The sequence below is a fragment of the Candidatus Limnocylindrales bacterium genome (assembly GCA_035571835.1).
GTDB lineage: Bacteria > Desulfobacterota > Binatia > UBA1149 > CAITLU01 > DATNBU01.
The window spans coordinates 376,993-398,020 of sequence record DATNBU010000029.1; the positions used below are offsets into that span (position 1 = coordinate 376,993).

Sequence of the window (21,028 nt, forward strand, 5' to 3'; positions counted from 1 at the left end):
AGCCTCGCCGACTCGACGGGCGCGTCATGAGATCGCGCGGACACTCGAAAGGTCGCGACACGTTCGAGGATCCCCACGTCGCTCTGTGGACCGCCGCTTCCGCGCGCGCGCAGGCGGCGACCTTTCATCGCGTGCTGCGCCTGCGCATGCCCGCCCGGTGAATGCCGTCAAGTCGGTTTCGTTCGTTTTCGGCCCGGCTGCGCGCCGTCAGATCCGTGATCCGGCTCGAACAGTGCGCTAACTGCCGGTGCTGCCAAAAAAAGATGACGACCTCACCTTGATTCTCGTCCAAAGGGTCACACTGTAGGTGGTGCCATGGACGAAAACGGACAGGACAAGTCTATCGAACGCACCGACTATCCGAAGGTGCCCGAGGATGCGCTCATTCTCGTGCCCCTGCGTAACGCGGTGCTCTTCCCCGGGCTGATCTCGCCGATCGCAATCGGCCGCGCGACGTCGGTCGCGGCTGCGCGCGAGGCCGCGCGCACGGACCGCAAGATCGGATTCGTGCTGCAGCGCGATCCGGAAAAGAACGACGTCGGGCCGTCGGACCTCCATACCGTCGGCACGGCCGGCCAGATCGCGCGCATGGCGTCCGCCGGCGAGAACACGCACCACCTCGTCGTGCAGGGTCAGGAGCGCTTCCACGTCCTTCAGTTCCTCGAAGGCTGGCCGTTCCTCGTCGCGCGCGTTGCGACCATCGACACGGTCGAAGCGATCGCCGGCGAGCGAAGCCCCGAAATCGAAGCCCGTTTCGTGCGCCTCAAGGACCAGGCCGTCGAAGCCGTGCATCTGCTGCCGAACGCTCCGGCCGAGCTTGTCGGCGTCGTGCAGGCAATCGATTCACCCGGGCAGCTCTGCGATATGGTCGCGAGCCTGCTCGACGTCAGCAACGAGGAAAAGCAGCAGGTTCTCGAGTGCTTCGATCTGCGCCAGCGTCTCGACAAAGTTCTCGAAATGCTCGGCGGACGCGTCGAGGTTCTGCGCCTCTCCAAGGAGATCGGCGAGAAGACCAAGAAGGAATTCGACGAGCGCCAGAAAGAGCACGTGCTGCGCGAACAGATCCGCCAGATCCAGAAAGAGCTCGGCGAAGGCGAAGACACTGCCGAGATCGAGGAGCTCAAGCGCGCGATCGACGAGTCCGGCATGCCCGAAGACACGCTCAAGCACGCGCGCAAGGAGTTCAACCGGCTCGCGCGCATGGGCGAGAACTCGGCGGAATCGTCGATGGTGCGCACGTATCTCGAATGGCTGACCGAGCTTCCGTGGAAACCGGAGCCGCAGCAGCCGATCGACATCGCGATCGCGCGCCGCGTGCTCGACGACGACCACTTCGGACTCGAGAAGGTCAAGCGCCGGATCCTCGAGTATCTGGCCGTCCGCAAGCTCGCGCCCGACGGCAAGAGCCCGATCCTTTGCTTCGTCGGCCCGCCCGGCGTGGGCAAGACTTCGCTTGGCCAGTCGATCGCGCGCGCGACCGGACGCAAGTTCCAGCGCGTCTCGCTCGGCGGCACGCACGACGAAGCCGAGATCCGCGGACACCGGCGCACGTACATCGGCGCGCTGCCCGGCAACATCATCCAGGCGATCCGCCGCGCGGGCAGCCGCGCGGGCGTCATCATGCTCGATGAGGTCGACAAGCTCGGCGCCGGCGGGTTCCACGGCGATCCGGCCTCGGCACTTCTCGAAGTGCTCGATCCGGAGCAGAACGCGCGTTTCCGCGACAACTATCTGGGCGTCGACTTCGACCTGTCACGGGTGATGTTCATCCTGACGGCGAACGTGCTCGACACGATTCCCGGGCCGCTTCGCGACCGCATGGAGATCATTCAGCTCCCCGGTTACACCGAGGAAGAAAAGCTCGAGATCGCCCAGCGCTACCTCGTGCGGCGCCAGCTCGAGGCCAACGGACTTCTCGCGTCGCAGGCGTCGATCAGCGATGCCGCGCTGCGCGGGATCATCGGCGGCTACACGCGCGAGGCCGGCGTCCGGAACCTCGAGCGCGAGATCGGCTCGGTGCTGCGCTCGGCGGCGATGAAGATCGCCGAAGACAAGGCCGAGCGCGTCGACATCGACGCGTCCGACCTTCACGCGATTCTCGGACCTCGACGGTTCGAGAGCGAGGTGATCTCTCGCGCGCCGATGCCGGGCGTTGCGACGGGTCTGGCGTGGACACCCGTCGGCGGCGACATCCTGTTCATCGAAGCCAGCAAGATCCCCGGCTCGGGCAAGCTCATCCTGACCGGCCAGCTTGGCGACGTCATGAAGGAGTCGGCGCAAGCCGCGCTGACACTGGCGAAACAGCACATCGGAGACTCGCTCGAGAAGTTCGACGTCCATGTGCATGTGCCGGCGGGCGCGACGCCGAAGGATGGACCGAGCGCAGGCGTGGCCATGTACCTCGCCCTCGTTTCGATCCTGACGGGCAAACCGGTGCGTCCGGATGTCGCAATGACAGGCGAGATCTCGCTGCGTGGCCTCGTGCATCCGATCGGCGGCATCAAGGAGAAGCTTCTTGCCGCGATGCGCGCCGGCATCACCACCGTGATGCTGCCGCGACGCAACGAGAAGGACCTCGAAGACGTGCCGGCGGAAGCGCGCGAGAAGCTGCAGCTTGTCTTCCTCGACCGGGTCGAGGACGCGGTTGCGTGTGCGATCAACACCACGTGGCTCGCACGCCGTGAGCCCGTGGCAGCGGTCGCTAACGCGCGCGTGATCTGACGCAAGGCGACAGCCGGCTCGTCCCCCGATCAAGGGGCGGCTGCGAGCGATGTGGGAAATATCACTCGCTCGCAGCCGTCTTCTTCGTTACGCTTTGCTGCGGTTCCCCTCACGAGCTGGAGCGGAAGAAGCGGTCGCAGGAATGAGAGAACGTGAGCGGGACCACGAGGTGATCCTCATGGGTACGCGCAGCCCGTCCGCCTCCGAGCTCACTTCCCGCGAAACCTCCGAGCTCACTTCCAGCGAGCCTGGCATCGATAAACTGACTGCGATCGATCGCGCCCTGGCCGGTGTGCTCGCCCGCGGCCTCGGCACTGCTCCCGTTCGCCTCGCGCTGTGGGACGGCTCCGAGCTCGCCACGGCCAACGTTCGCGCCAGAGCCAGGGTGCGCATTGCGTCGCGCAATGCGCTCATTCGTCTGCTCGTGCACCCCCAGCTCTACTTCGGCGAATGCTACGCGGACGGCTCGGTCGAGATCGACGGCGACCTTCCCGACCTGATGACGTCGCTCTACGAGGCACTCGGCGCTCCGCACGGAATTCACGTTGCGGCAGCCGACCTTTACGCGCGCTTTCACCGCATTCATCCCGCGCGTTCGCGCGACAACGTCTACCATCACTACGACATCGGCAACGATTTCTACCGTCTGTGGCTCGACGAGCGCATGGTCTACACATGCGCGTATTTCCCGAGCCCGGACGCGACGCTCGAGGAAGCGCAGGTCGCCAAGCTCGATCACGTGTGCCGCAAGCTCCGGCTCAAAGCCGGGGAAAAGGTCATTGAAGCCGGCTGCGGATGGGGCGCGCTCGCGCTGCACATGGCGGACCGCTACGGCGCGCGCGTGCGCGCGTTCAACGTTTCGCACGAGCAGATCGAGTATGCGCGCGAAATGGCAGCGCGCACCGGCCTCGATGACCGCGTCGAGTTCATCGAGGACGATTACCGCTCGGTCACCGGCAGCTGCGACGCGTTCGTTTCGGTAGGAATGCTCGAGCACGTGGGGCCGCCGAGCTACCATGCGCTCGGACGCCTGATGCGGCATGTGCTCGTGCCCGACGGGCGCGGGTTCATTCACACCATCGGCCGGCCTCACCCCCAGCCGACCAATCCGTGGATCCGCCGCCGCATCTTTCCCGACGGGTACACCCCTGCCCTCAGCGAGATGATGGAGATCTTCGAGCCCAACGGATTCGCCGTGCTCGACGTCGAGAATCTGCGGGGGCACTACGCGCGCACGCTCGAACACTGGTTCAGCCGTTTCGAAGCCGCGATCCCGCGCGTCCGGGCGATGTTCGACGAGCGCTTCGTGCGCATGTGGCGGCTGTATCTTGCCGGATCGATCGCGGCCTTCCGGGTCGGCTCCATGCAGCTCTATCAGGTGCTGTTCGCGCGTCACGCGGGCGCGCGGCTGCCGCTGACACGTGACGACATCTACGCGGCGGGCTGAGCGATGCAGCACTGCGATGTCCTGATCGTCGGTGGCGGTCCTGCCGGATCGACGTGCGCGCGCGCGCTGGTCGCCGCCGGGCTCGATGTCATCGTAGCCGACAAGGCGACGTTTCCCCGCGACAAGATCTGCGCCGGGTGGATCACGCCTGCCGTCGTAACCGAGCTCGGCCTCGACGTCGCCGAGTACTCCCGCGATCGCACCATCGACCCGATCCATGGCTTCCGGGTCGGCCGCATGGGCGACAGGATTCACGACGTGCGCTACGACCATCCGGTGAGCTACGGCATTCGGCGCTGCGAGCTCGATCATTACCTGCTCGCCGCGAGCGGCGCGCGAGTCGCCGAAGGACAGCGCCTCGAGCGATTCGAACGCAACGACGGCCGCCGAAACGGCGGCTGGATCGTCGACGGCAAGTTCGCAGCTGCAGTGCTGGTCGGAGCCGGCGGTCATTTCTGTCCGGTCGCACGCGCGCTCGGCGGCGCACCGGCGAGCCCCGTGATCACTGCAGAGGAGGTCGAGTTCTCGCTCGAGGAAGACGAGCTCGACGGCTGCGACGTCGAGGCCGGCATTCCCGAGCTCTACTACACGCGCGACCTGACCGGATACGGCTGGGTGTTCCGCAAAGCGGGCTACGTCAACATCGGTCTCGGCGTTCGCTCCGACCGGACGGCGTCGTCAGACGGCCGGCGGCTCTCGCATCGCATCGACGATTTCCTCTCGTACCTGAAAACCTCCACACGGATCGGTCGCGCCCCAAGGAGAAAGATGTCGGGCCATGCGTATCTGCTGCAGCCCGACAGTCGCCGCGCGGTCTGCGGCGACGGTTTCGTGCTGATCGGCGATGCCGCCGGCCTTGCCTACGATCGCAGCGGCGAAGGCATCCGGCCTGCCGTCGAGTCGGGGCTGCTCGCGGCCCGCAGCATTCGCCGTGCGTTCGAACATCAGGCGGTCGACCGGGCGAGGTTTGGCGACTACGCCGCTGCGCTCGAGACCAGATTCGGGTCATCGGGCTTCGATCCACGTTCGATCCTGCCGGGGTCGCTGCTTCGCGGCGTGGCGTCGGCGCTGATGACGTCGCAGTGGTTCTCCCGCCATGTGCTGCTCGAGCGGTGGTTTCTGCACACGCACGAGCAGCCGCTTGCGGCCTGAAGCCCGCCGCTTCGTACAGGCCGACCGACGATCGCGAAAGATTACGCCGGCACCAACCTCTGCGTTCTGCGGATACAGCGCGCTGCGGTCCGTCGATTGCCTCCCGCGCTTTCCGTGCCGCCGCTTCGCGTATAGGTTCGCCGACATCCGTTTCGCGAGAGGCCAATGAACGAGCTCTTCACGCAATCTCCGCCGCAACTCGGCAACCAGTATCGCGACGACCAGTTCCTTCGCGACTATCTCCGGCGCGTTCTTCCGGAAGATGTGCTGCGCGACGTCGAGCCCGACCTCGACGAGATGGGCAGCATCGGCGGCGGCGAGCTCTACCAGCTCCAGCTCGCCGATCGTTTGAACGAGCCGCGGCTCGTCCAGTGGGATGCATGGGGCAACCGCATCGACCGCATCGAGCTGACGCCGCTGTGGCAGAAGGCCGCGCCGATTGCAGCGAGCCGCGGCCTGATCGCGATTCCGTACGAACAGAGGCATGCGCGCTTCTCGCGCATCCACCAGTTTGCGTCCGTCTACCTGTTCCATCCGTCGTCGGACGTCTACACGTGCCCGCTCGCGATGACCGACGGCGCCGCGCGTACGCTCCTCTCGACCGGCAACAAGGCGATCGCCGACCGCGCCGTCCCGCGCCTGACGAGCCGCGATCCCGCGAGCGCATGGACGAGCGGCCAGTGGATGACCGAAACCACCGGCGGATCCGACGTCGGCCTGTCCGAAACGCGCGCAACCCCGAGCTCCGACGGCAAATGGACGCTGCACGGCAAGAAATGGTTCACGTCGGCGGCAACGTCCGAGATGACGCTGACGCTGGCAAGGCCCGACGGCAATGGTCCGGGTGGAAGCGGCCTCGCGCTGTTTTATCTCGAGACCCGCGACGCCGCCGGCAAGCTCAACGGGATCCGCATCGAGCGACTCAAGGACAAGCTCGGTACGCGAAAGGTTCCGACGGCCGAGCTGATGCTCGACGGCACGGTCGCCGAAGCCGTGATCGGCACGACCAACGGCACGCGCAACATCGCCCCGATGCTGCAGATCACGCGCGCGTGGAACAGCGTGACGGCGACCGCGTTCATGCGCCGTGCGTGCGCGCTCGCGCAGTCGTATTCGAAGGAGCGCAAGGCCTTCGGAGCGCTGCTCGCCGACCTGCCGCTCCATCGCGAGACGCTCGCCGACATCGAGATGGAAACGCGCGCCGCGACGCTGCTCGCATTCGAGCTGGTCGAGCTGATCGGGCGCGACGAGTCCGGCGACATCGACGAAGAGCAGCGCGCGCTGCTGCGCCTCGTGACGCCGATCGCAAAGCTCGTGACGGCCAAACAGACCGTTGCCGCCGTCAGCGAGGCCATCGAGGCGTTCGGCGGCGCCGGCTACGTGGAAGACACCGGGCTTCCGGTGCTGCTGCGCGATTCGCAGGTGCTTCCGATCTGGGAAGGCACGACCAACGTGCTTTCGCTCGATGCAATGCTGCGTGCGGATCTGGCCGGCGGCCTGCATGCGCTTCGCGGCCGCGTGCTTGCGGCAATCCAGGATGCTCCCGGCGAGCTCGGCGATGCCGGAGCCGTTGCCGTTGCGGCGATCGAACATGCGACCTCGTGGGCGACGGCCGGACCCGACCCGCGCCAGCTTCAGGGCGGCGCGCGGAGATTCGCTCTGACGCTCGGACGCGCGCTCGAGCTCGCGCTGATGATCGAGCACGCCGCGTGGGCGAAGACGCACGACGGACAGGCCGACGGCGTCGCCCTCGCGCAGCGCTTCGCGCAGACGCGCATCGATCAGATCCTCTGATCCGCATGATGCTGCCGGCCAGCAGTTCCGGTGGTCTCGACGACCGCTGCGCGCCGACGCTCGAAGAGCGTTTCGAACAACAGGTCGAAAGAGACCGGGCGCTGCTGCGCATTTTCAACCTGGGAACGCTCGCATGGTCCTTGCTGACGGTCGTCACGTTGATGACGCTCGTCATACCGATGAGACGGACGAGCCCGTGGCTGATCCTGATGTCAGCTTATGCGATCGCGACGAGGCTCGGGGTGCTGCTGGCCCGCAGCGCGCTCTCCGTCCCCGAGTTCGTGGCGCGCCTGGATGATGAAGACGAAAGCGTACGATCGGCGGCACGCACCGTGTTCGACCGGCACCGCGCGCAGATCACCAGGTCGCTCTCGGTCAATCGTCCGGGAGCATCCCGATCGTCGGCGGGGCTGTCTTATGAGGATGCGGCCGATGCCGGCCGTCGTCGTGATATCGGCACGCGTCGCCGATGGGGAATGATCTGTCTCGCGCTCTGGTGCGTCGTCACGATGATCGTCGTCGTGATCCTCGTTTCGACCGGCGCGGGTCCGACCGGCTGAGCCCCGGGGCGACGCGATGAGCGTGCCCCGGGGCTTGCGGCATCAATCGCAGACGAAGATCGGATTCGTGTTGCATGCTGTGCCGAAGTCGGCGCAGCCGTCGCCGTTGTAGTACCCGCAGGCACCCTCGTCACAGTAGCAGTCCGGACCCGTGCCGGGGGGAACGACTCTGTCCTGCAGTGGCGGAAAGCCATAAACGCAGTTCCCCACGCAGCTTCTCGGCAGTCCGGCGAGCGTCGTCGAAGTCGAGCTCGTGGTGGTTGTCGTCGATGGCGGAATGCAGGGAGTGACACACAGTCCAGCCGTTCCACAGCAATTGTTGGTGACGCAGATCTGACCTTGCGCACAGTCGTCGGCACCGGCGCACGGCGAAAGGTTGCCGCACTGGTCATTGTGAACACATGTCGTCTCGCAGGCGGTCTGCTCGGTTCCGTGCAGCAGAAAGCAATCCTGCTGGACATCGCACACGACCGGCCCGTCCGGGAGAGGACAGTTGTCGCACGGTGCAGGTCCCGCCGTGGTCGTCGTTGTGGAAGTGGTGGTCGTGGTCGTACCGGCCACACACTGGTTGCTGGTGCACGTGCTTCCCGGATCGCACGTTCCGCAGTTCAGCGGGGTGCCGCAGCCGTCGCTGATCTCGCCGCACTGCGCGCTCTCGGCGGCACAACTCGTCGGTGCGCAGCATACACCGAACTTGTCCTCAGGCTGGAGCCGGACACAGAGCTTGCTCTGGCAGCTCTTGTGCACGTGACAGCTCGCTCCGTTGGCCTTGCCGCCGGCGCTGCTGGGGCCGGCGAATGCAAACACTACGACTGCGGCCAGGACGACTGGCAGAATTCTCTTCATGGATCTTTTACTCCCCGACGCTCCCGCGCGTCTCAGAACCCAGATTTCGTGAACAGTTTCATGGCGCACCCCGATCGGCAAGAGGGCCGGACCGACCGAACCCGAAAAACTCACCGCATCGGAAGAGCAAAGGCAGCGATTTCGCGAAATCGGTGTGCATCCCCGGGGTTCGAATGGCCGCCGCGCAGCAATCCCGGTCACATCCCGATGAACGCGATTTCAACCCGGATAACCGTGCATCGTCGTTCACAGCGGCTTCGCTACGGTCTGGACAGGCATTCTTGAAACCGTCCACTTTTCCCGTGCACAGCGCGGATACTGCGATGCTTCGAGCGCCGTCGGCGTGTAGTTGTGACCATGCCGGTACGGCCACTCGATCGACGCAGAGAGAAGCGATAGCGACGTTTTCCCCGGCCTCCGTCGCCTCTCGATTGCGCACCAGGCCGTGCCGGCTTCTTTCCTCGCCTCACGGGGCGGGACAGCGGGGGCGCTCGCGGCATTCCGGGGACCGGTGCCGCGAGCGCCCTGACGCTGCAGCCCACAGCCTCAAACTACGCGCGTAACTCCACGCAGGTACTTCTCCGGCATATCGCCCCGGGCCTTTCGGTCTTAAGAACTCACAGGTGAGCTTCCGCCCGAGTGGCGGACCTTCGCCGAGGAGTTGACGTTATGAAGTCGAATCGTTTCCGGAAGTGCATTCTCGTCGGGGTCGCATCTGCGCTTCCGGCTATCCTGCCCGTGGTTCTGCCGCAGGCAGCCGATGCGCAGATCAGCGTCAGCATCGGGATCCCGCTTCCACCTCCGATCGTGTTCGCTGCGCCGCCCGAACTCGTGGTGCTGCCCGGCTCGTACGTCTACGTCGCAGCCGATCTCGCCGAGGACGTCTACTTCGTCGATGGATGGTGGTGGAGACCGTGGCAGGGGCACTGGTACCGCTCGCATTCGTATGACCGCGGCTGGGACCGTTATTCCAGCGTGCCGTCGTTTTACGGGGGCGTGAACCACGGCTGGAGGAACGATTACCGCGAGCGCCGCTGGCAGGGTCACGACTGGAACTACCAACGCATGCCCCAGCAGCGCGTCGCATCGAACTGGAGCTCGTGGAAGTCGAACAACTACTGGGACTCGCAGCAGCACTGGGGAGTTCCCGACATGCAGCAGCAGTCGCGCAGTGAGGCATCTCATCCATCCTCGCACTCCGCTTCGCGCGGCGCGCAGCACTCGCCGGGCACCCACTATCGAGCCGACACGGCTCCGTCACAGCGAGCGGGACACGATGCCAGCCGCCAGATTCCCGCACAGCGAACCGAGCACCGCGCTGGCGGCTCGCACGCGTCGCAGAATGCAGCGGGCAACGCGGATCATTCGCAGGGTCACGGCGCGAAGGCGCAGGGGCACGGCGGCCAGTCGCAGGGACATAGCGGACACTCGCAGGGCCACTCACCCGGGCACGGCAACGGACACGAGTAGCGACAGCCTCATCGAGTGAATTCCCGCCCGGCGAGGCAGCGCTGCACAATCGCCCGCCGGGCGTGATCGGGATAACGTACGAGCCCGCACCATCCGTAGAACGGTGAATCGCCGGCAAGGATCCGGAGGTGCAATCCCGCGAACTGGAGAGCAGCATCCAATGACCAGCACGTACCAGCTCTACTATTGGCCGTTCATCCAGGGACGCGGTGAGTTTCCGCGTCTCGTGCTCGAAGCCGCAGGCGTCTCCTACGTGGACGTTGCGCGCCTGTCCGAGGACGAAGGCGGTGGTGCCTCCGCCATTCTTCCGTTCCTGCGCGGAGAGAACTCCGGATTTCCTCCTTTTGCGCCGCCGTTCCTGGTGGCGGGAGACGAGGTCATCTCGCAGAGCGCGAACATCTGCCGTTTCGTCGGCGAACGGCACGGGCTTGCGCCCGACGGCGACGTCGCCCGCGCGCAGGCCGCTTCGATCGCGCTGACCGCGGCAGACGTCGCGAGCGAAGCCCACAACACCCACCATCCGATCTCAGGCTCGCTCTACTACAAGGACCAGAGCGAAGCGGCGGCGGCCGCCGCCGCAGCCTTTCGCACCGAGCGCATCCCGAAGTTCCTCGACTACTTCGAGAACGTGCTGCGTAAATCCGGCAGCCGGTGGATGTTCGCAGGCCGCATGACGTACGCCGACGTGTGCGTCTACCAGGTCATCGAAGGCCTCGAGTATGCATTCCCGCATTCGACCAAGAAGGCCGAGCAGCAGACGCCGGCGCTCGTCGCGATGTGCGGTGCGGTCGCCGAATCACCGAACGTGGCCGCATATCTGCGCTCCGAACGGCGCATTGCCTTCAACGAGATGGGGATCTTCCGGCACTATCCGGAGCTCGACGAGCCCACTTGATACGGCGGCCGACCGGCCGATCCGGCAGCGGAGCCGGCGTGCCCTTCGCGCGTGCCGGCCTGCCCTAATGCTTGTCCGCGTCGGGCGCCTTGCCGAGCGCAAGGCTGGCAAACGTCTTCACCTTTTCGTTCGGATGCGAATGCGCCAGCAGCACGAGCTCGGCGGCTCCGTCGTGACCCGCGCGCGTGAGGCCGACCACCGCAGCAAGCGCTGCGCGCTCACTGCCCCTGTCGACGACGTTACGCAGCGGCTCGACCGCTGCGCTGCCGACCTCACCGATCCGGCGAGCCATGCCCATGCGAACCGCTGCATCGGGATCGTCGAGCAGCGGCATGACGTCGGACAACGCGGCCGAACCGTCGCGCGCGACGAGCGCCACGCCGGCCGCCAGTCGCACCTGCGGCGACGAATCCTTCTTCATCATCTCGACGATGCGGGCACGCGATGCCGCGCTGCCGGCGACCTCGATTGCGATCACGCGCACGGCGGCGTCCGGGTCGTCGAGCAGCTCGAGCTTCTGTGCAGGCGTCAGCCCGGACGGAAGTGCGGTGAGCGCACGCACCGCTTCGACGCGCATCGCCGATCCCGGCTGCGAAAGCGCGAGCGCCGTCTCCTTGGTACCGGGCAGGGATCGCGCGGCCGCAAGCCGCAGCGCCGCCGTACGGACACCCGCTTCGTTTCGCGGGGATTCGGCGATGTGAAGCAGGATCCGCGTTCCCGGATCGCCAAGATCGTTCGCGAGATTTTTGCGCTGTCCGAGAAGCGTGATCGCTTCGGCCGCGAGGACCGCGTTGCCGGCTTCGGCGAGCTCGACGAGGCGCACGGCGCCCGGAGCACCGCCCTGCGCCTGAGGCGCAAGCATCAGGTAGTGCAGCAGCGCATCGAGCGAGCCCGGATCGGGGCTGCGAACGAATGCATCGCCGTGCTCGGCCACGATGTAGTCCGCATGATTCTCAGGGCGCGACATGCGCCGCGTCCACAGGGTCTGGTCGGGAACCGGATCGAGCACGACGAGCACACGCTCGCCGTCGTCGAAGCGCACCTGGCGCGAAGCCGACAGCTCTTCCCACGTGATCGTTGTGGTCTTTCCGACGGCGACCGGCCCCGTGACCGACTCGTCGACGACGAGCGCGGCGGTCCACGCCTTGTCGTCGATCGGTCTGCGGCTGGAGATCGTGCCCGCAACCACTGCAGAAGCGCGCATGCTCGCAGCCAGGATCGACTGTCCGCCGGCTGCACGCATGCGCGGCTTCGCGGCATTGTCCGCACCGGAAGCCGCGCCGGCAACGGCGACGGCGATCACGAAAAGCAGCGCTGAGGCCGCCGCTGCGGCTCGTGTCACGGCGCCAGCGGTGCGTCGAAGCCGGGATTTCCGTCGACGTCGGCGTACAGCGCGTTGGTCACGCCGAGCGCCTCGACGCCGCTCTGTCCGAGGTTGCCGTCGACGAGCTGCGCGAGCGTCGTGTTTCCGGCGGCCGACAGGTCGGCCGGGAAGACCGGGAACATCGGCCGCGAAACGCCGTCGGTACCCTTGACGACGACCACGTACCACGCATCCGCGGTCAGGTTCGTGAACGGAACGACGACGTGCGCTTCCTTGCGCTGTCCGCCCGGGACCAGCGGGAAGACATTGTTGGTCGTGATCGTGAAATCGGTACCGGCCACGAGCGTCATCGTCGGCGTCGCGGTGTACTGGTACGGCTTGCCGACGACCGACGACGTTGCCGCATTCGAATAGATGCGGATGGTGTCGAAGTCGGCCCACAGCGGCGCCTGCACCATGATGTCGAGGTCGAGGCCGATGGCCGGATTGGTCGGCGTGAGCAGCGTGCTGCCGCCGAGCGTGAGGTCGGCCGTGTTCGAGCCATCCACCGCATCGATGAGCTGCGTCTGCACATAGATGCCCTGGCCGCCCGTACAGCGTCCGTCCTTCACGGCCTGCGCGACCTCGGCGGTATCGAGCGTCAGCAGATCTTCGGTCGAGACTGCCGACCATGTGCGTCCGCCGGCCGTCTCGAGGTTCGTGAACGCGTGCGTGTCGGTGTCGGTGATCATCGTCGTGATCAGGCCCTGGTTCAGCTGGTTGAACCAGATGCCGATGCGCTCGTTCAGGAACTCACCCTGGTGCTTGCGGTTGTAACCGTTCCAGAGCTCGAGCGCCTTGAACTGGTGATACAGGTTCCCGCCCGCGGGATTCATGCGGAAGTTCAGTCGATCGGCGGCCGTCATGCCCGTCGTCGGCGGCACCGTGCCGGTGTCGATCTTCATCGGCGAGTAGTGCGAGCCGATGTGGTTGATCTGCACGACCGTGTCGGGCGTCGCCGTCGGCTGCGTCAGTGCCAGGTTCTCGATCGCCGCGGGCTCGAGGATGTAGCTGCCGGCCGACGGGAAATCTTCTCCGGCCGGCGCTGCGCCGCCCCAGTCGGTCGATCCGCCCGAAGGTTTGGTGGGATCGATCGTGAACGGATACGCGTTGTAGTGCCCGGTGTCCCACGTCGTGATCTCTTCGCCGATCGTCGACGTGAGAAGCCCCGTGTAGCCGAGGTCCGCAATGTGCGAGGTGAGATCGGTGTGTGCGTGGTGGTCGGTCATGATCACGTTGTCGACGCCTTCGCCGGCGAACTGGCGCACGCGATCGTCGTTGCTCACGCGCGAATCGGCGCTCGCGATCGCATGGACGTGGTGATCGGACGAGACGAATCCCGTCGTATCGATCACGCGCGCGATCTGCGCGACGACGGGTGCGGTCGCACCGGCCGTAACCGTGACGGCCGCGTCATACTCGGAATACTCGGCGCCGCGCGTCACGTAGACGCGGTAGCTGCCGGGCTCCATGTCGAACTGCACGACGCCGGCGGCATCGGTGTAAATCATGCGCGCGAAGCCGTAAGGCAGCGGGTCGCTCTGGTCGCGATGCAGGCCGGTGCTGTCGGACAGGATGAGATCCGGCGACGGATCGAACCCGATGACGCTTACGCGCGCCGGCACGGGATCACCGTTCTCGTCGGTGGCCGTCACCGAAATCGCTCCGGTCTGCGGAAGGTTGAAATCCTGCGTGACCGGCGTTTCCGGGTCGGTCGTGATCATGTGAACCGTCGGCGTCGCAGTGCCGCCTTCGTACGGAGTGCCTTCGCGCCATGCGGCCATGCCGTAGGTGCCAACGGGCATCGTGCCGGAGTAACAGCCCGACGCGTCGGTGACCCACGTCGACGTGACAGCCTTGATGACGCCCGACTGCACCGGCCCGGCCGACACGCGCGCACCGGGCGCGGGGACACCGTTGACATCCACGCAGCCGGCGACCGTTCCCGACAGGCGGCCCTTGACGAGGTTCTCGAGTGAAACCGCATTGGCGCCGCTGCCGTTGCCGACGCCGAAGTAGCGCGTGAATGTCTTGCTGCCGCCGCTCAGCACTTTGAAGTTCGGTGGCTCGCCGCCGACGATCGGCCCGAGCACGCTCTGGCTGTGCAGAAGATACGTCACGCCGCTGGTCGAGAAGTATCCGGTCGGATCGGCGTCCGAAGTCGGCGGCATCGTCACGATGCCGTAGTCGACGCCTTGAGCCTCGCCATAGCCGATGAAGTCGAGCACTCCGGCGTCGGCCGTCAGGCGCACGCCGAGACCCGCATCGGTCGAGCTCGCCCACTGCTCGAGCTCGCCGGCGGCGTTGACGTAGTCGCCGACGAAGAAGCCCGTCTGGACCGGCTCGTTGTTGAAGATCGTCGTGTCGAGCCGGAGGTACGTGGCGCCCGCTTCCAGTGTGTAGTCGGTGCAGCCCTCCACGTCCTGATCCACGTCGTCGGCCGACGGAGGGAAGTCGAGGCCGGCATCGGCGATGATCGTCGACGGATTGACGAAGTCGAGCAGATCGTCCGGGCCGCACGCGCGCACGACGGCCGGTCCGCCGTTGCTGCCGTCGTTGACGATCTCGACGCTGGTCGCGTTGATGACGGTTTCGATGTTGATCGCCGGCTGCATCTCCAGGAAGTTGTCGACGCCCGGATTCGAGACGAGCTCGGCATCGATGATGTTGCCGCCGAAGCCGCCGACGCTGTACATGTCGCGCACGCCGCCCTTCTGGATGATGAAGCGCGCCTCGGCGTTCTCCATCATGATGTCGCCGGGCTGGCCGTCGGCGAGAGGTCCCGTCAGCAGCTCTGCGGCGTTGGTGATGATGTGCGCGTTGGCCAGGCCGACACACGAATTGTCGGCGGACGAATTGTCGAACACGTCGCAGTCGACCGTCGTGCCGGAAGCGCCGTTGAGCGCACGGCACGCCTCGCAGCGGATGGCCAGGAGGGCACAGCCGCCGAGCGCGAGCGCAGTCGTGGCGCCGCAGCGGCCACGGGCAAGCTCGAGGAGCGGCTGCGTCGTGACGTTGCAGGATGCGGTCAGTTTACCGCCAAACGTCCCGATCGCTTTCACGATCTTCTCGTTGCCGGTGAGCTGGGCCGCAAGGGCCGAGGTCAGCTCCGCAGCCGAGGTGGCTTGCGGCACGTCGTCACCGGCCAGCGACGCCTTGATCGCGTTGAGGCCTTCTTTCCAGATCGCGTTGTACAGCTTGCCGCCGGCGCCGACGAGCGCGCTCTGGCATTCGGAGGCGGCCTCGTCGTCGTACGGAAGAAGCCGCCACAGCTCGTCGACGTTGAGACCGAAGATGTCACGAATGGTCGCATGCGCGCCGGCATCGCCGGCGCCGGCCGACACGCCGAGCGTCGATCCGAAGTCGGGCGCCGCGCTGCAGTCCGCCAGAATATCGGCGGCCTTGTCCTTCGCCTTGGCGAGCTTGGCCTTGGGGTCGTTGGTCAGGCACGCGTCGGCAGTGCGAGTCTGCGTGAACAGGCCGAGCTTTTCCTCGTCGCTCGACTGCGCGGCCTTGATGCACGCGGCGTTGGCCTTGGTCTGCGTCTTGCCGATCTTTGCCGCCTGCTTGAGAAGGTTGTTCGCGCATTCCTGCTGCGCGGCCGACTGCGCCGCTGCCCACGCGCCCGACGGCTGCAGAGCGTTCGCGGCCAGAACGGCAACCAGCAGGACCAATGAACGCGAGAGACCACGATTGGCGGTCGACATGGGCAACCCTCCTTACCCGGCTGTCTTGGCTGTCTTGATGATACGGCTCGTCTATGGACTGTCCCCGGGGCACGGCCGAGGGGAAGTCGCAGGGAACGCGCTATTAGCCGGTTTGCCGAAGCTTCGTCAATGCACGGCAGAAAGGGCGGACGACGGCGCGCACGCTCAGCGCGCCGCCGTCGCTGCAGTCTCGCCGCGCTGACGCGCCGCGTATCGTAATCGGCAAGCCTACTCGACGCGGCCTGTCACCGGGGGCTCGACGTGGCGTCCTTCGAGCACGCTCCGGTAAACGAAGCCCGCGATCGCTGCACCGGCGATCGGTGCCACCCAGAAAAGCCAGAGCTGCTGGAGCGCCCATCCTCCGACGAACAGCGCCGGTCCCGTGCTGCGTGCGGGATTCACCGACGTGTTGGTGACCGGGATGCTGATCAGATGGATCAGCGTCAGCGCGAGCCCGATTGCCATGCCGGCAAATCCGACGGGTGCCCGTTGATGCGTCGAGCCGAGAATCACCATCAGGAACATGAACGTCATGACGACTTCGGTCACGAGCGCCGACAGCAGCGAGTACGACCCAGGCGAATGCGCTGCGTATCCGTTCGACGCGAACCCGCCCGCGAGACTGAAGCCGGCGTTGCCGCTGGCGATCACCAGCAGAACGGCTGCACCGACAATCGCTCCCGTCACCTGCGCCACAATGTACGGGATCACATCCGACGACGGGAAGCGCCCGCCAGCCCACAATCCGACCGAAACGGCGGGATTGAAATGTCCGCCCGAAACGGGACCGAACGCGTACGCGCCGCTGAGCACGGTCAGTCCGAAAGCGAGAGACACACCGAGAAGGCCAATTCCGACTTGCGGAAAAGCGGCCGCGAGCACCGCGCTGCCGCAGCCGCCGAGAACCAGCCAGAATGTTCCGAGGAATTCTGCCGCGAGCTTCGAACCCATATGTCGTCTCCTTGCTGTTTCGGCCGGGTTCAGGGAACCGCGCAGGTCTGCGTGTTTCCCATCCCCGAGCATTCCGACGCGATTCGGTCGTAACAGACGCCGCTGCCGGAGGTCTCGATCTCGACGAGCAGATGCCCGTGATCGACGCCCGGCACAAGCGGTGCGCCGACGATGCTCACGTCAACTTCGCGCAGGTATGTCCAAGGGTGAAGACCGACCGACGTGCTCGACGGACGGCGCCTTCCTGATTCCGAAAGGAGCTGCAGGTGGCCAGCGGTGGGGGCTTCGCCTGACTGCCGATTCAGCGCGGACGCTGGCGAATCAAGCCCGCCATCTCGGTGCGTAGCCGGTGGCGTTCGTCCTCGCGCAGCTTGCGCGCGTCCTCGAGCACGCTTTCCACGCGCGTGCGCTGGGCCGCCAGGGACCTGGATCGAGCGATCTCTTCGCGCTGCGCTTCGAGAGCAGCCGTGTCGCGCCGCAGCTTCTCGCGCAGCCCGTCGAGGAAGCGGCGCTGGTCCTCCAGCACCTTGAGGTCCTCTTCGAAAACGGCGCGGTCCGCTTCCAGCTGTTGTCGCTGCTGCTCGAGCTCGCGTTGCTGCTGCTCCAGGTGCTGCCGGAGACGTGCAGGCGCCAGGCCGTCCGGGTCGCTTTCGAGTAGCTCGTCGCGGTCGTTGCGGCCGCCGGCGGCGTCGGATTTTCGTTCGACGCGACGAGGGCCGAAGTTGAGGACTCCGCGTCTGTCCTTCAGAAACGACGACATGGAAGCTCCTTTGCCTGGTTGGAACCGCAGGCGGATGGCGGATCAGTCTTCGACCAGGTGACCACGATAGTACCGTGCAACCTTGCGCTCCGGTGCGGCGACCGGCGCCGGCCTCGCGGCGCTTTCGACCTTCGCAGCCGGCGCCGCGAACCCGGGCGACGAGATCGACGAGCCGGCAAACGATCCGCCCGTGCCGTTGGTACCGACCGCTGTTCCGTTGATTGCGCCGGTCAGCCTTCGATCGGCGAGATTCATCGCCATCTTGAGCGCAGGAAGATTGACCGAATGCGCCGCGAGCACGCACAGCGCTCCACCTTTGACGAACCGCTTCACGCAAAGCACGTGATCGGAAAACCGCACCATGCAGCTTTCGAGATCGTCGCCGAGCGATGCGAAGCTTTCGGACAACCGCTCGATGCGCGGTCCGAGCTCGGAAAACATCGCCGCATCGAAGAGCGACGGCATCTCCATCGCCAGCAGCGTCCCGTTTGCGCCCAGCACGAATCCGCCCTCGACGCCCTGAACGTCCTTGAGTGCCAGAAGTGTCGCACGAATGATGTCGCTCATCGGAAATCCCTCACGCAGGCGCCTATCGGAATCCGAGAATTTCCCTGATGCTGGTCATCGTGATTTCCGGCCGTGGCCTGACGCCCACGGTGTTGCCGTTCTCGTCGAAATAGATCAGGCAGCGGCCGCGCCGGAACTCGCAGTCGAGCTCCTGAAATCCGTCGAGGCCGAGGCCGTCTCCGACCAGTTTTGCGAGTTGCGTTGCGTAGGCGGCCGCGGTGGCGAACTGCTCGGCATCTGCGCCCTTGGAGCTGAGCAGCGAGCCTTCCGGCGAAAGCAGCACCATCATCTTCAGCATCTCGCTGTTGTCGGCGTTCATCGTATCCATCTCAGGCCACCGCGACTTCGGGGCGAGTTACCGGAGAGCCGCCTCCGAGCACCAGCGACGCGGCACCCTCGGTGACGGTGCGGTCGGGAAGCAGCACCATCTCCGGATAGCCGGGGATTCCCATTTCGGTCGTGTCCAGACCCGCGAGCTCGTCCTCCACCGACGATCGCATCGGGGTGATCACGTTGCTGATCCGGAACCACATGTAGGCCATCGGTACGGCAAACGCGGCGAGCGTCGCGCAGCTGACCATCTGCATCCACAGCTGCGACGCGTCGCCGTAGAGCAGGCCGCGCACACCGTCGGCGCCGTATGCGGCCACCATCGAATCGCGCACCACGCCGTTCCAGCCCGCGCCGTAGTCGCCGTTGGCAAAGATGCCGACCGAGAGCACGCCCCAGCATCCGCAGACTCCGTGTACCGAGATTGCGCCGCATGGATCGTCGACGCCGCGCGACTCGATGAAGAATACCGCCGTCACGACGAGCCATCCTGCAATGCCGCCGATCATGACGGCGGCCCACGGGGCAACGAACGCGCACCCGGCGGTAATCGCCACGAGGCCGGCGAGCATGCCGTTGCAGAGCATCGTCGGATCGGGCTTCAGCTCGCGCGTAAGCAGAGTGATGTATGCGGTTGCTGCGGCAGCAACGCTCGCGAGCATCGTGTTCACGACCACGAACGAGATGCGCAGATCCGTGCCGGCCAGCGTCGATCCGGGGTTGAAGCCGAACCATCCGAACGCGAGGATGAAAGTTCCGAGCGCGACCATCGGCACGCTGTGGCCCGGCATTGCGCGCGGCCTTCCCTGCGCGTCGAATTTGCCGATGCGCGGTCCGAGGATGGATGCACCGACAAGCGCGATCACACCTCCCATCATGTGCACGACGCCTGAACCGGCGAAGTCGACCGCGCCGTGACCAAGACCCCAGTTCCGGCCGCCCTGCGCGAGGAACCCACCGCCCCAGACCCAGTTCGCATAGAGGCAGTACGGCAGTGCGATCCACAGCCCGAACAGCACGAAGTTCTTGAACGACCACCGCTCTGCCATCGCGCCGGTCGGGATGGTCGCCGTCGTATCCATGAACACCATCATGAAGAAGAACAGCGCCATCACGCTCACGTCGGACATCCCGTTCAGGAAGAACCCCTTGGTTCCCATGAATCCGTACTGGAACGCCGACGTGACCGCGCCCGAAGCATCGAGGACAGGGTTCAGTCCGACGCCTTCGTTGAGCGTCGACAAGCCGGGTCCGAGCGACGGATACCAGCCAGGTGGAACCGCGCCGTTCCACCAGTTCCCCCAGCCGATGGCGAAGCCGTAAGCCCAGAAGCCGAGGCAGCCGAGCGGATAGATCATGAAGTTCATCGCCGTCGTGTGCGACGAGTTCTTCGAGCGGCACAGACCGGTCTCGACCGACATGAAGCCGGCCTGCATGAACATCACCAGGAAGCCGCAGATGAGAACCCACACGAAATTGATCGAGTAAAGATTGTGCGCCATGCGGTCGTAGAGATCCGAGATGGCGAGCGCGGCAGGGATGTCGCCCTTGCCGTCACCGGCCGGTGTTGCCCAGACTCCCGACGACGCTCCGGTCGGATCGGGCCACTTCGCTTTCTTCTCGGCGCTCGTCGCCGTGAAGTACGATGGCAACGCGGGACTACTCGCTTCGGCCGCCGGTTCCGGCGCCGCCACGGCAGCGACTTCTTCCTGCACCGGGGCTGCCTTCAGATCGCTTCGGGCCGATCCTTTCCGATCGGCTGCTCCCGCGGCGTCCCCCATGACCACCGCAAAAGCTGTGAGCAGAATCGCTCCCCTCCAGATCGATCGTTTCGATACTCGCGAGCTTGATCGCTTCATGGCGAATCCTTGTGGTCGGCGGCGATACGCCCCGACATCGCGCAACAGGTGCCTGCTCGTGTTCCCCTCATGTCTCGCGCACGCCACCCGCAGACGGTTGGTGGCGCTGGAGACAGCACGCGATTCGCTCGGCGTGCTCGATGCGGAGCTATGCAAGGACGTTGCCATCTTCGACGCGATGCGGCGCGCGGTGAGATGTTTCACTGCGGGTGCTGAATCGTTGAGCGCTGCACGTTTTTCTGTCGATCTGCAGCGATCGCTCCATGCGGCGCGGATTTTGAAAAATTTAGGCCATTTTCAGGCCGGATCGTGCGCGCTGCGGCACGCAGACGATGCCATCGGAAGACGTAGTGCGTGTTGCACGACAGCTGCGCGCGTCGCAAACACGTCGCGCAACCTGCAACTTCGCTTCGCATCGCAGGATGTGCCGACGATTGCACGGCAGCGAACTGCCATGAACACAGGCAGCGTGCTGCCCAATTGACGAGCGCCGGCCGCGACGTGGTCCGAATCCGCAACGGCTGGTAACCAGCCCGATCCTGTGAGAAGCGCTCGGAGCCGGCACGCTCGTTCGTTGTTTCGATCGAGTGCGCGGATAGCGAGTTG

At 65.8% G+C, this 21,028-nt stretch carries 18 protein-coding genes; 9 read left to right on the plus strand and 9 right to left on the minus strand.

The window, feature by feature from the left end; all coding sequences use genetic code 11:
• The first annotated feature begins 26 nt into the window (after positions 1–26).
• The 6 genes from VN634_14085 to VN634_14110 all read left to right on the plus strand — a co-directional run bounded on the left by VN634_14085 (position 27) and on the right by VN634_14110 (position 7,674).
• Entirely contained in the window at positions 27–161 is a 135-nt protein-coding gene (locus tag VN634_14085; protein ID HXC52013.1) for a hypothetical protein, read from the plus strand.
• Positions 162–315: 154 nt separating this feature from the next.
• Positions 316–2,721 carry an endopeptidase La gene (lon, locus tag VN634_14090; GenBank protein ID HXC52014.1) on the plus strand — a complete coding sequence of 802 codons (2,406 nt, stop codon included), beginning with the start codon at positions 316–318 and terminating at the stop codon, positions 2,719–2,721.
• A 142-nt stretch (positions 2,722–2,863) separates the two neighbouring features.
• A complete protein-coding gene (locus VN634_14095) occupies positions 2,864–4,168 on the plus strand; it encodes a cyclopropane-fatty-acyl-phospholipid synthase family protein (protein HXC52015.1) in 1,305 nt (434 codons plus the stop codon).
• Positions 4,169–4,171: 3 nt separating this feature from the next.
• On the plus strand, positions 4,172–5,320 hold the full coding sequence (locus VN634_14100; protein HXC52016.1) for an NAD(P)/FAD-dependent oxidoreductase: 1,149 nt from the start codon (positions 4,172–4,174) through the stop codon (positions 5,318–5,320).
• A gap of 165 nt (positions 5,321–5,485) precedes the next feature.
• The gene (locus VN634_14105; protein HXC52017.1) at positions 5,486–7,114 is read left to right on the plus strand and encodes an acyl-CoA dehydrogenase family protein; all 1,629 of its coding nucleotides are present in this window, start codon (positions 5,486–5,488) and stop codon (positions 7,112–7,114) included.
• A 5-nt stretch (positions 7,115–7,119) separates the two neighbouring features.
• Positions 7,120–7,674 carry a hypothetical protein gene (locus VN634_14110; GenBank protein HXC52018.1) on the plus strand — a complete coding sequence of 185 codons (555 nt, stop codon included), beginning with the start codon at positions 7,120–7,122 and terminating at the stop codon, positions 7,672–7,674.
• 42 nt (positions 7,675–7,716) lie between these two features.
• Here VN634_14110 and VN634_14115 read toward each other — a convergent pair whose 3' ends face one another.
• Positions 7,717–8,520 carry a hypothetical protein gene (locus VN634_14115; protein HXC52019.1) on the minus strand — a complete coding sequence of 268 codons (804 nt, stop codon included), beginning with the start codon at positions 8,518–8,520 and terminating at the stop codon, positions 7,717–7,719.
• Between the two features lie 669 nt (positions 8,521–9,189).
• On the opposite strand from VN634_14115, the gene VN634_14120 reads away from it, so the two are divergent.
• Both VN634_14120 and VN634_14125 read left to right on the plus strand, forming a co-directional pair.
• A complete protein-coding gene (locus VN634_14120; protein HXC52020.1) occupies positions 9,190–9,990 on the plus strand; it encodes a hypothetical protein in 801 nt (266 codons plus the stop codon).
• Between the two features lie 160 nt (positions 9,991–10,150).
• Positions 10,151–10,885: a glutathione S-transferase gene (locus VN634_14125; protein ID HXC52021.1), complete on the plus strand. Its 735-nt coding sequence runs from the start codon at positions 10,151–10,153 to the stop codon at positions 10,883–10,885.
• A gap of 64 nt (positions 10,886–10,949) precedes the next feature.
• Here the strand turns inward: VN634_14125 and VN634_14130 are convergent, their stop codons facing one another.
• From VN634_14130 to VN634_14165, 8 genes are all read right to left on the minus strand, one after another.
• The gene (locus VN634_14130; protein ID HXC52022.1) at positions 10,950–12,227 is read right to left on the minus strand and encodes a HEAT repeat domain-containing protein; all 1,278 of its coding nucleotides are present in this window, start codon (positions 12,225–12,227) and stop codon (positions 10,950–10,952) included.
• Positions 12,224–15,955: a hypothetical protein gene (locus VN634_14135; protein HXC52023.1), complete on the minus strand. Its 3,732-nt coding sequence runs from the start codon at positions 15,953–15,955 to the stop codon at positions 12,224–12,226. The genes VN634_14130 and VN634_14135 overlap by 4 nt, the downstream gene beginning before the upstream one ends.
• 228 nt (positions 15,956–16,183) lie before the next feature.
• Positions 16,184–16,906 (minus strand): aquaporin Z, encoded by a 723-nt coding sequence (gene aqpZ, locus VN634_14140; GenBank protein ID HXC52024.1) that lies wholly within the window; start codon positions 16,904–16,906, stop codon positions 16,184–16,186.
• 29 nt (positions 16,907–16,935) lie between these two features.
• The gene (locus tag VN634_14145) at positions 16,936–17,085 is read right to left on the minus strand and encodes a hypothetical protein (GenBank protein ID HXC52025.1); all 150 of its coding nucleotides are present in this window, start codon (positions 17,083–17,085) and stop codon (positions 16,936–16,938) included.
• Positions 17,086–17,207: 122 nt separating this feature from the next.
• Entirely contained in the window at positions 17,208–17,666 is a 459-nt protein-coding gene (locus tag VN634_14150; protein HXC52026.1) for a hypothetical protein, read from the minus strand.
• Positions 17,667–17,708: 42 nt separating this feature from the next.
• Positions 17,709–18,233: a hypothetical protein gene (locus VN634_14155; protein HXC52027.1), complete on the minus strand. Its 525-nt coding sequence runs from the start codon at positions 18,231–18,233 to the stop codon at positions 17,709–17,711.
• A gap of 22 nt (positions 18,234–18,255) precedes the next feature.
• Entirely contained in the window at positions 18,256–18,561 is a 306-nt protein-coding gene (locus VN634_14160) for a roadblock/LC7 domain-containing protein (protein HXC52028.1), read from the minus strand.
• A gap of 1 nt (position 18,562) precedes the next feature.
• Positions 18,563–20,278, minus strand: coding sequence for an ammonium transporter (locus VN634_14165; GenBank protein HXC52029.1), 1,716 nt, complete (start codon positions 20,276–20,278; stop codon positions 18,563–18,565).
• Positions 20,279–20,342: 64 nt separating this feature from the next.
• Here VN634_14165 and VN634_14170 point away from each other — a divergent pair, with 64 nt between their 5' ends.
• Positions 20,343–20,906, plus strand: a complete 564-nt coding sequence (locus tag VN634_14170) for a hypothetical protein (GenBank protein ID HXC52030.1) — start codon at positions 20,343–20,345, stop codon at positions 20,904–20,906.
• Positions 20,907–21,028 lie beyond the last annotated feature (122 nt).

Coding starts and splice junctions, on each gene's coding strand:
- VN634_14100 (HXC52016.1), top strand. CDS start 4,172: ATGCAGCACTGCGATGTCCTGATCGTCGGTGGCGGTCCTGCCGGATCG.
- VN634_14135 (HXC52023.1), bottom strand. CDS start 15,955: ATGTCGACCGCCAATCGTGGTCTCTCGCGTTCATTGGTCCTGCTGGTT.
- VN634_14110 (HXC52018.1), top strand. CDS start 7,120: ATGATGCTGCCGGCCAGCAGTTCCGGTGGTCTCGACGACCGCTGCGCG.
- VN634_14170 (HXC52030.1), top strand. CDS start 20,343: ATGACCACCGCAAAAGCTGTGAGCAGAATCGCTCCCCTCCAGATCGAT.
- VN634_14160 (HXC52028.1), bottom strand. CDS start 18,561: ATGGATACGATGAACGCCGACAACAGCGAGATGCTGAAGATGATGGTG.
- VN634_14155 (HXC52027.1), bottom strand. CDS start 18,233: ATGAGCGACATCATTCGTGCGACACTTCTGGCACTCAAGGACGTTCAG.
- VN634_14105 (HXC52017.1), top strand. CDS start 5,486: ATGAACGAGCTCTTCACGCAATCTCCGCCGCAACTCGGCAACCAGTAT.
- VN634_14085 (HXC52013.1), top strand. CDS start 27: ATGAGATCGCGCGGACACTCGAAAGGTCGCGACACGTTCGAGGATCCC.
- aqpZ (HXC52024.1), bottom strand. CDS start 16,906: ATGGGTTCGAAGCTCGCGGCAGAATTCCTCGGAACATTCTGGCTGGTT.
- lon (HXC52014.1), top strand. CDS start 316: ATGGACGAAAACGGACAGGACAAGTCTATCGAACGCACCGACTATCCG.
- VN634_14150 (HXC52026.1), bottom strand. CDS start 17,666: ATGTCGTCGTTTCTGAAGGACAGACGCGGAGTCCTCAACTTCGGCCCT.
- VN634_14095 (HXC52015.1), top strand. CDS start 2,864: ATGAGAGAACGTGAGCGGGACCACGAGGTGATCCTCATGGGTACGCGC.
- VN634_14115 (HXC52019.1), bottom strand. CDS start 8,520: ATGAAGAGAATTCTGCCAGTCGTCCTGGCCGCAGTCGTAGTGTTTGCA.
- VN634_14125 (HXC52021.1), top strand. CDS start 10,151: ATGACCAGCACGTACCAGCTCTACTATTGGCCGTTCATCCAGGGACGC.
- VN634_14120 (HXC52020.1), top strand. CDS start 9,190: ATGAAGTCGAATCGTTTCCGGAAGTGCATTCTCGTCGGGGTCGCATCT.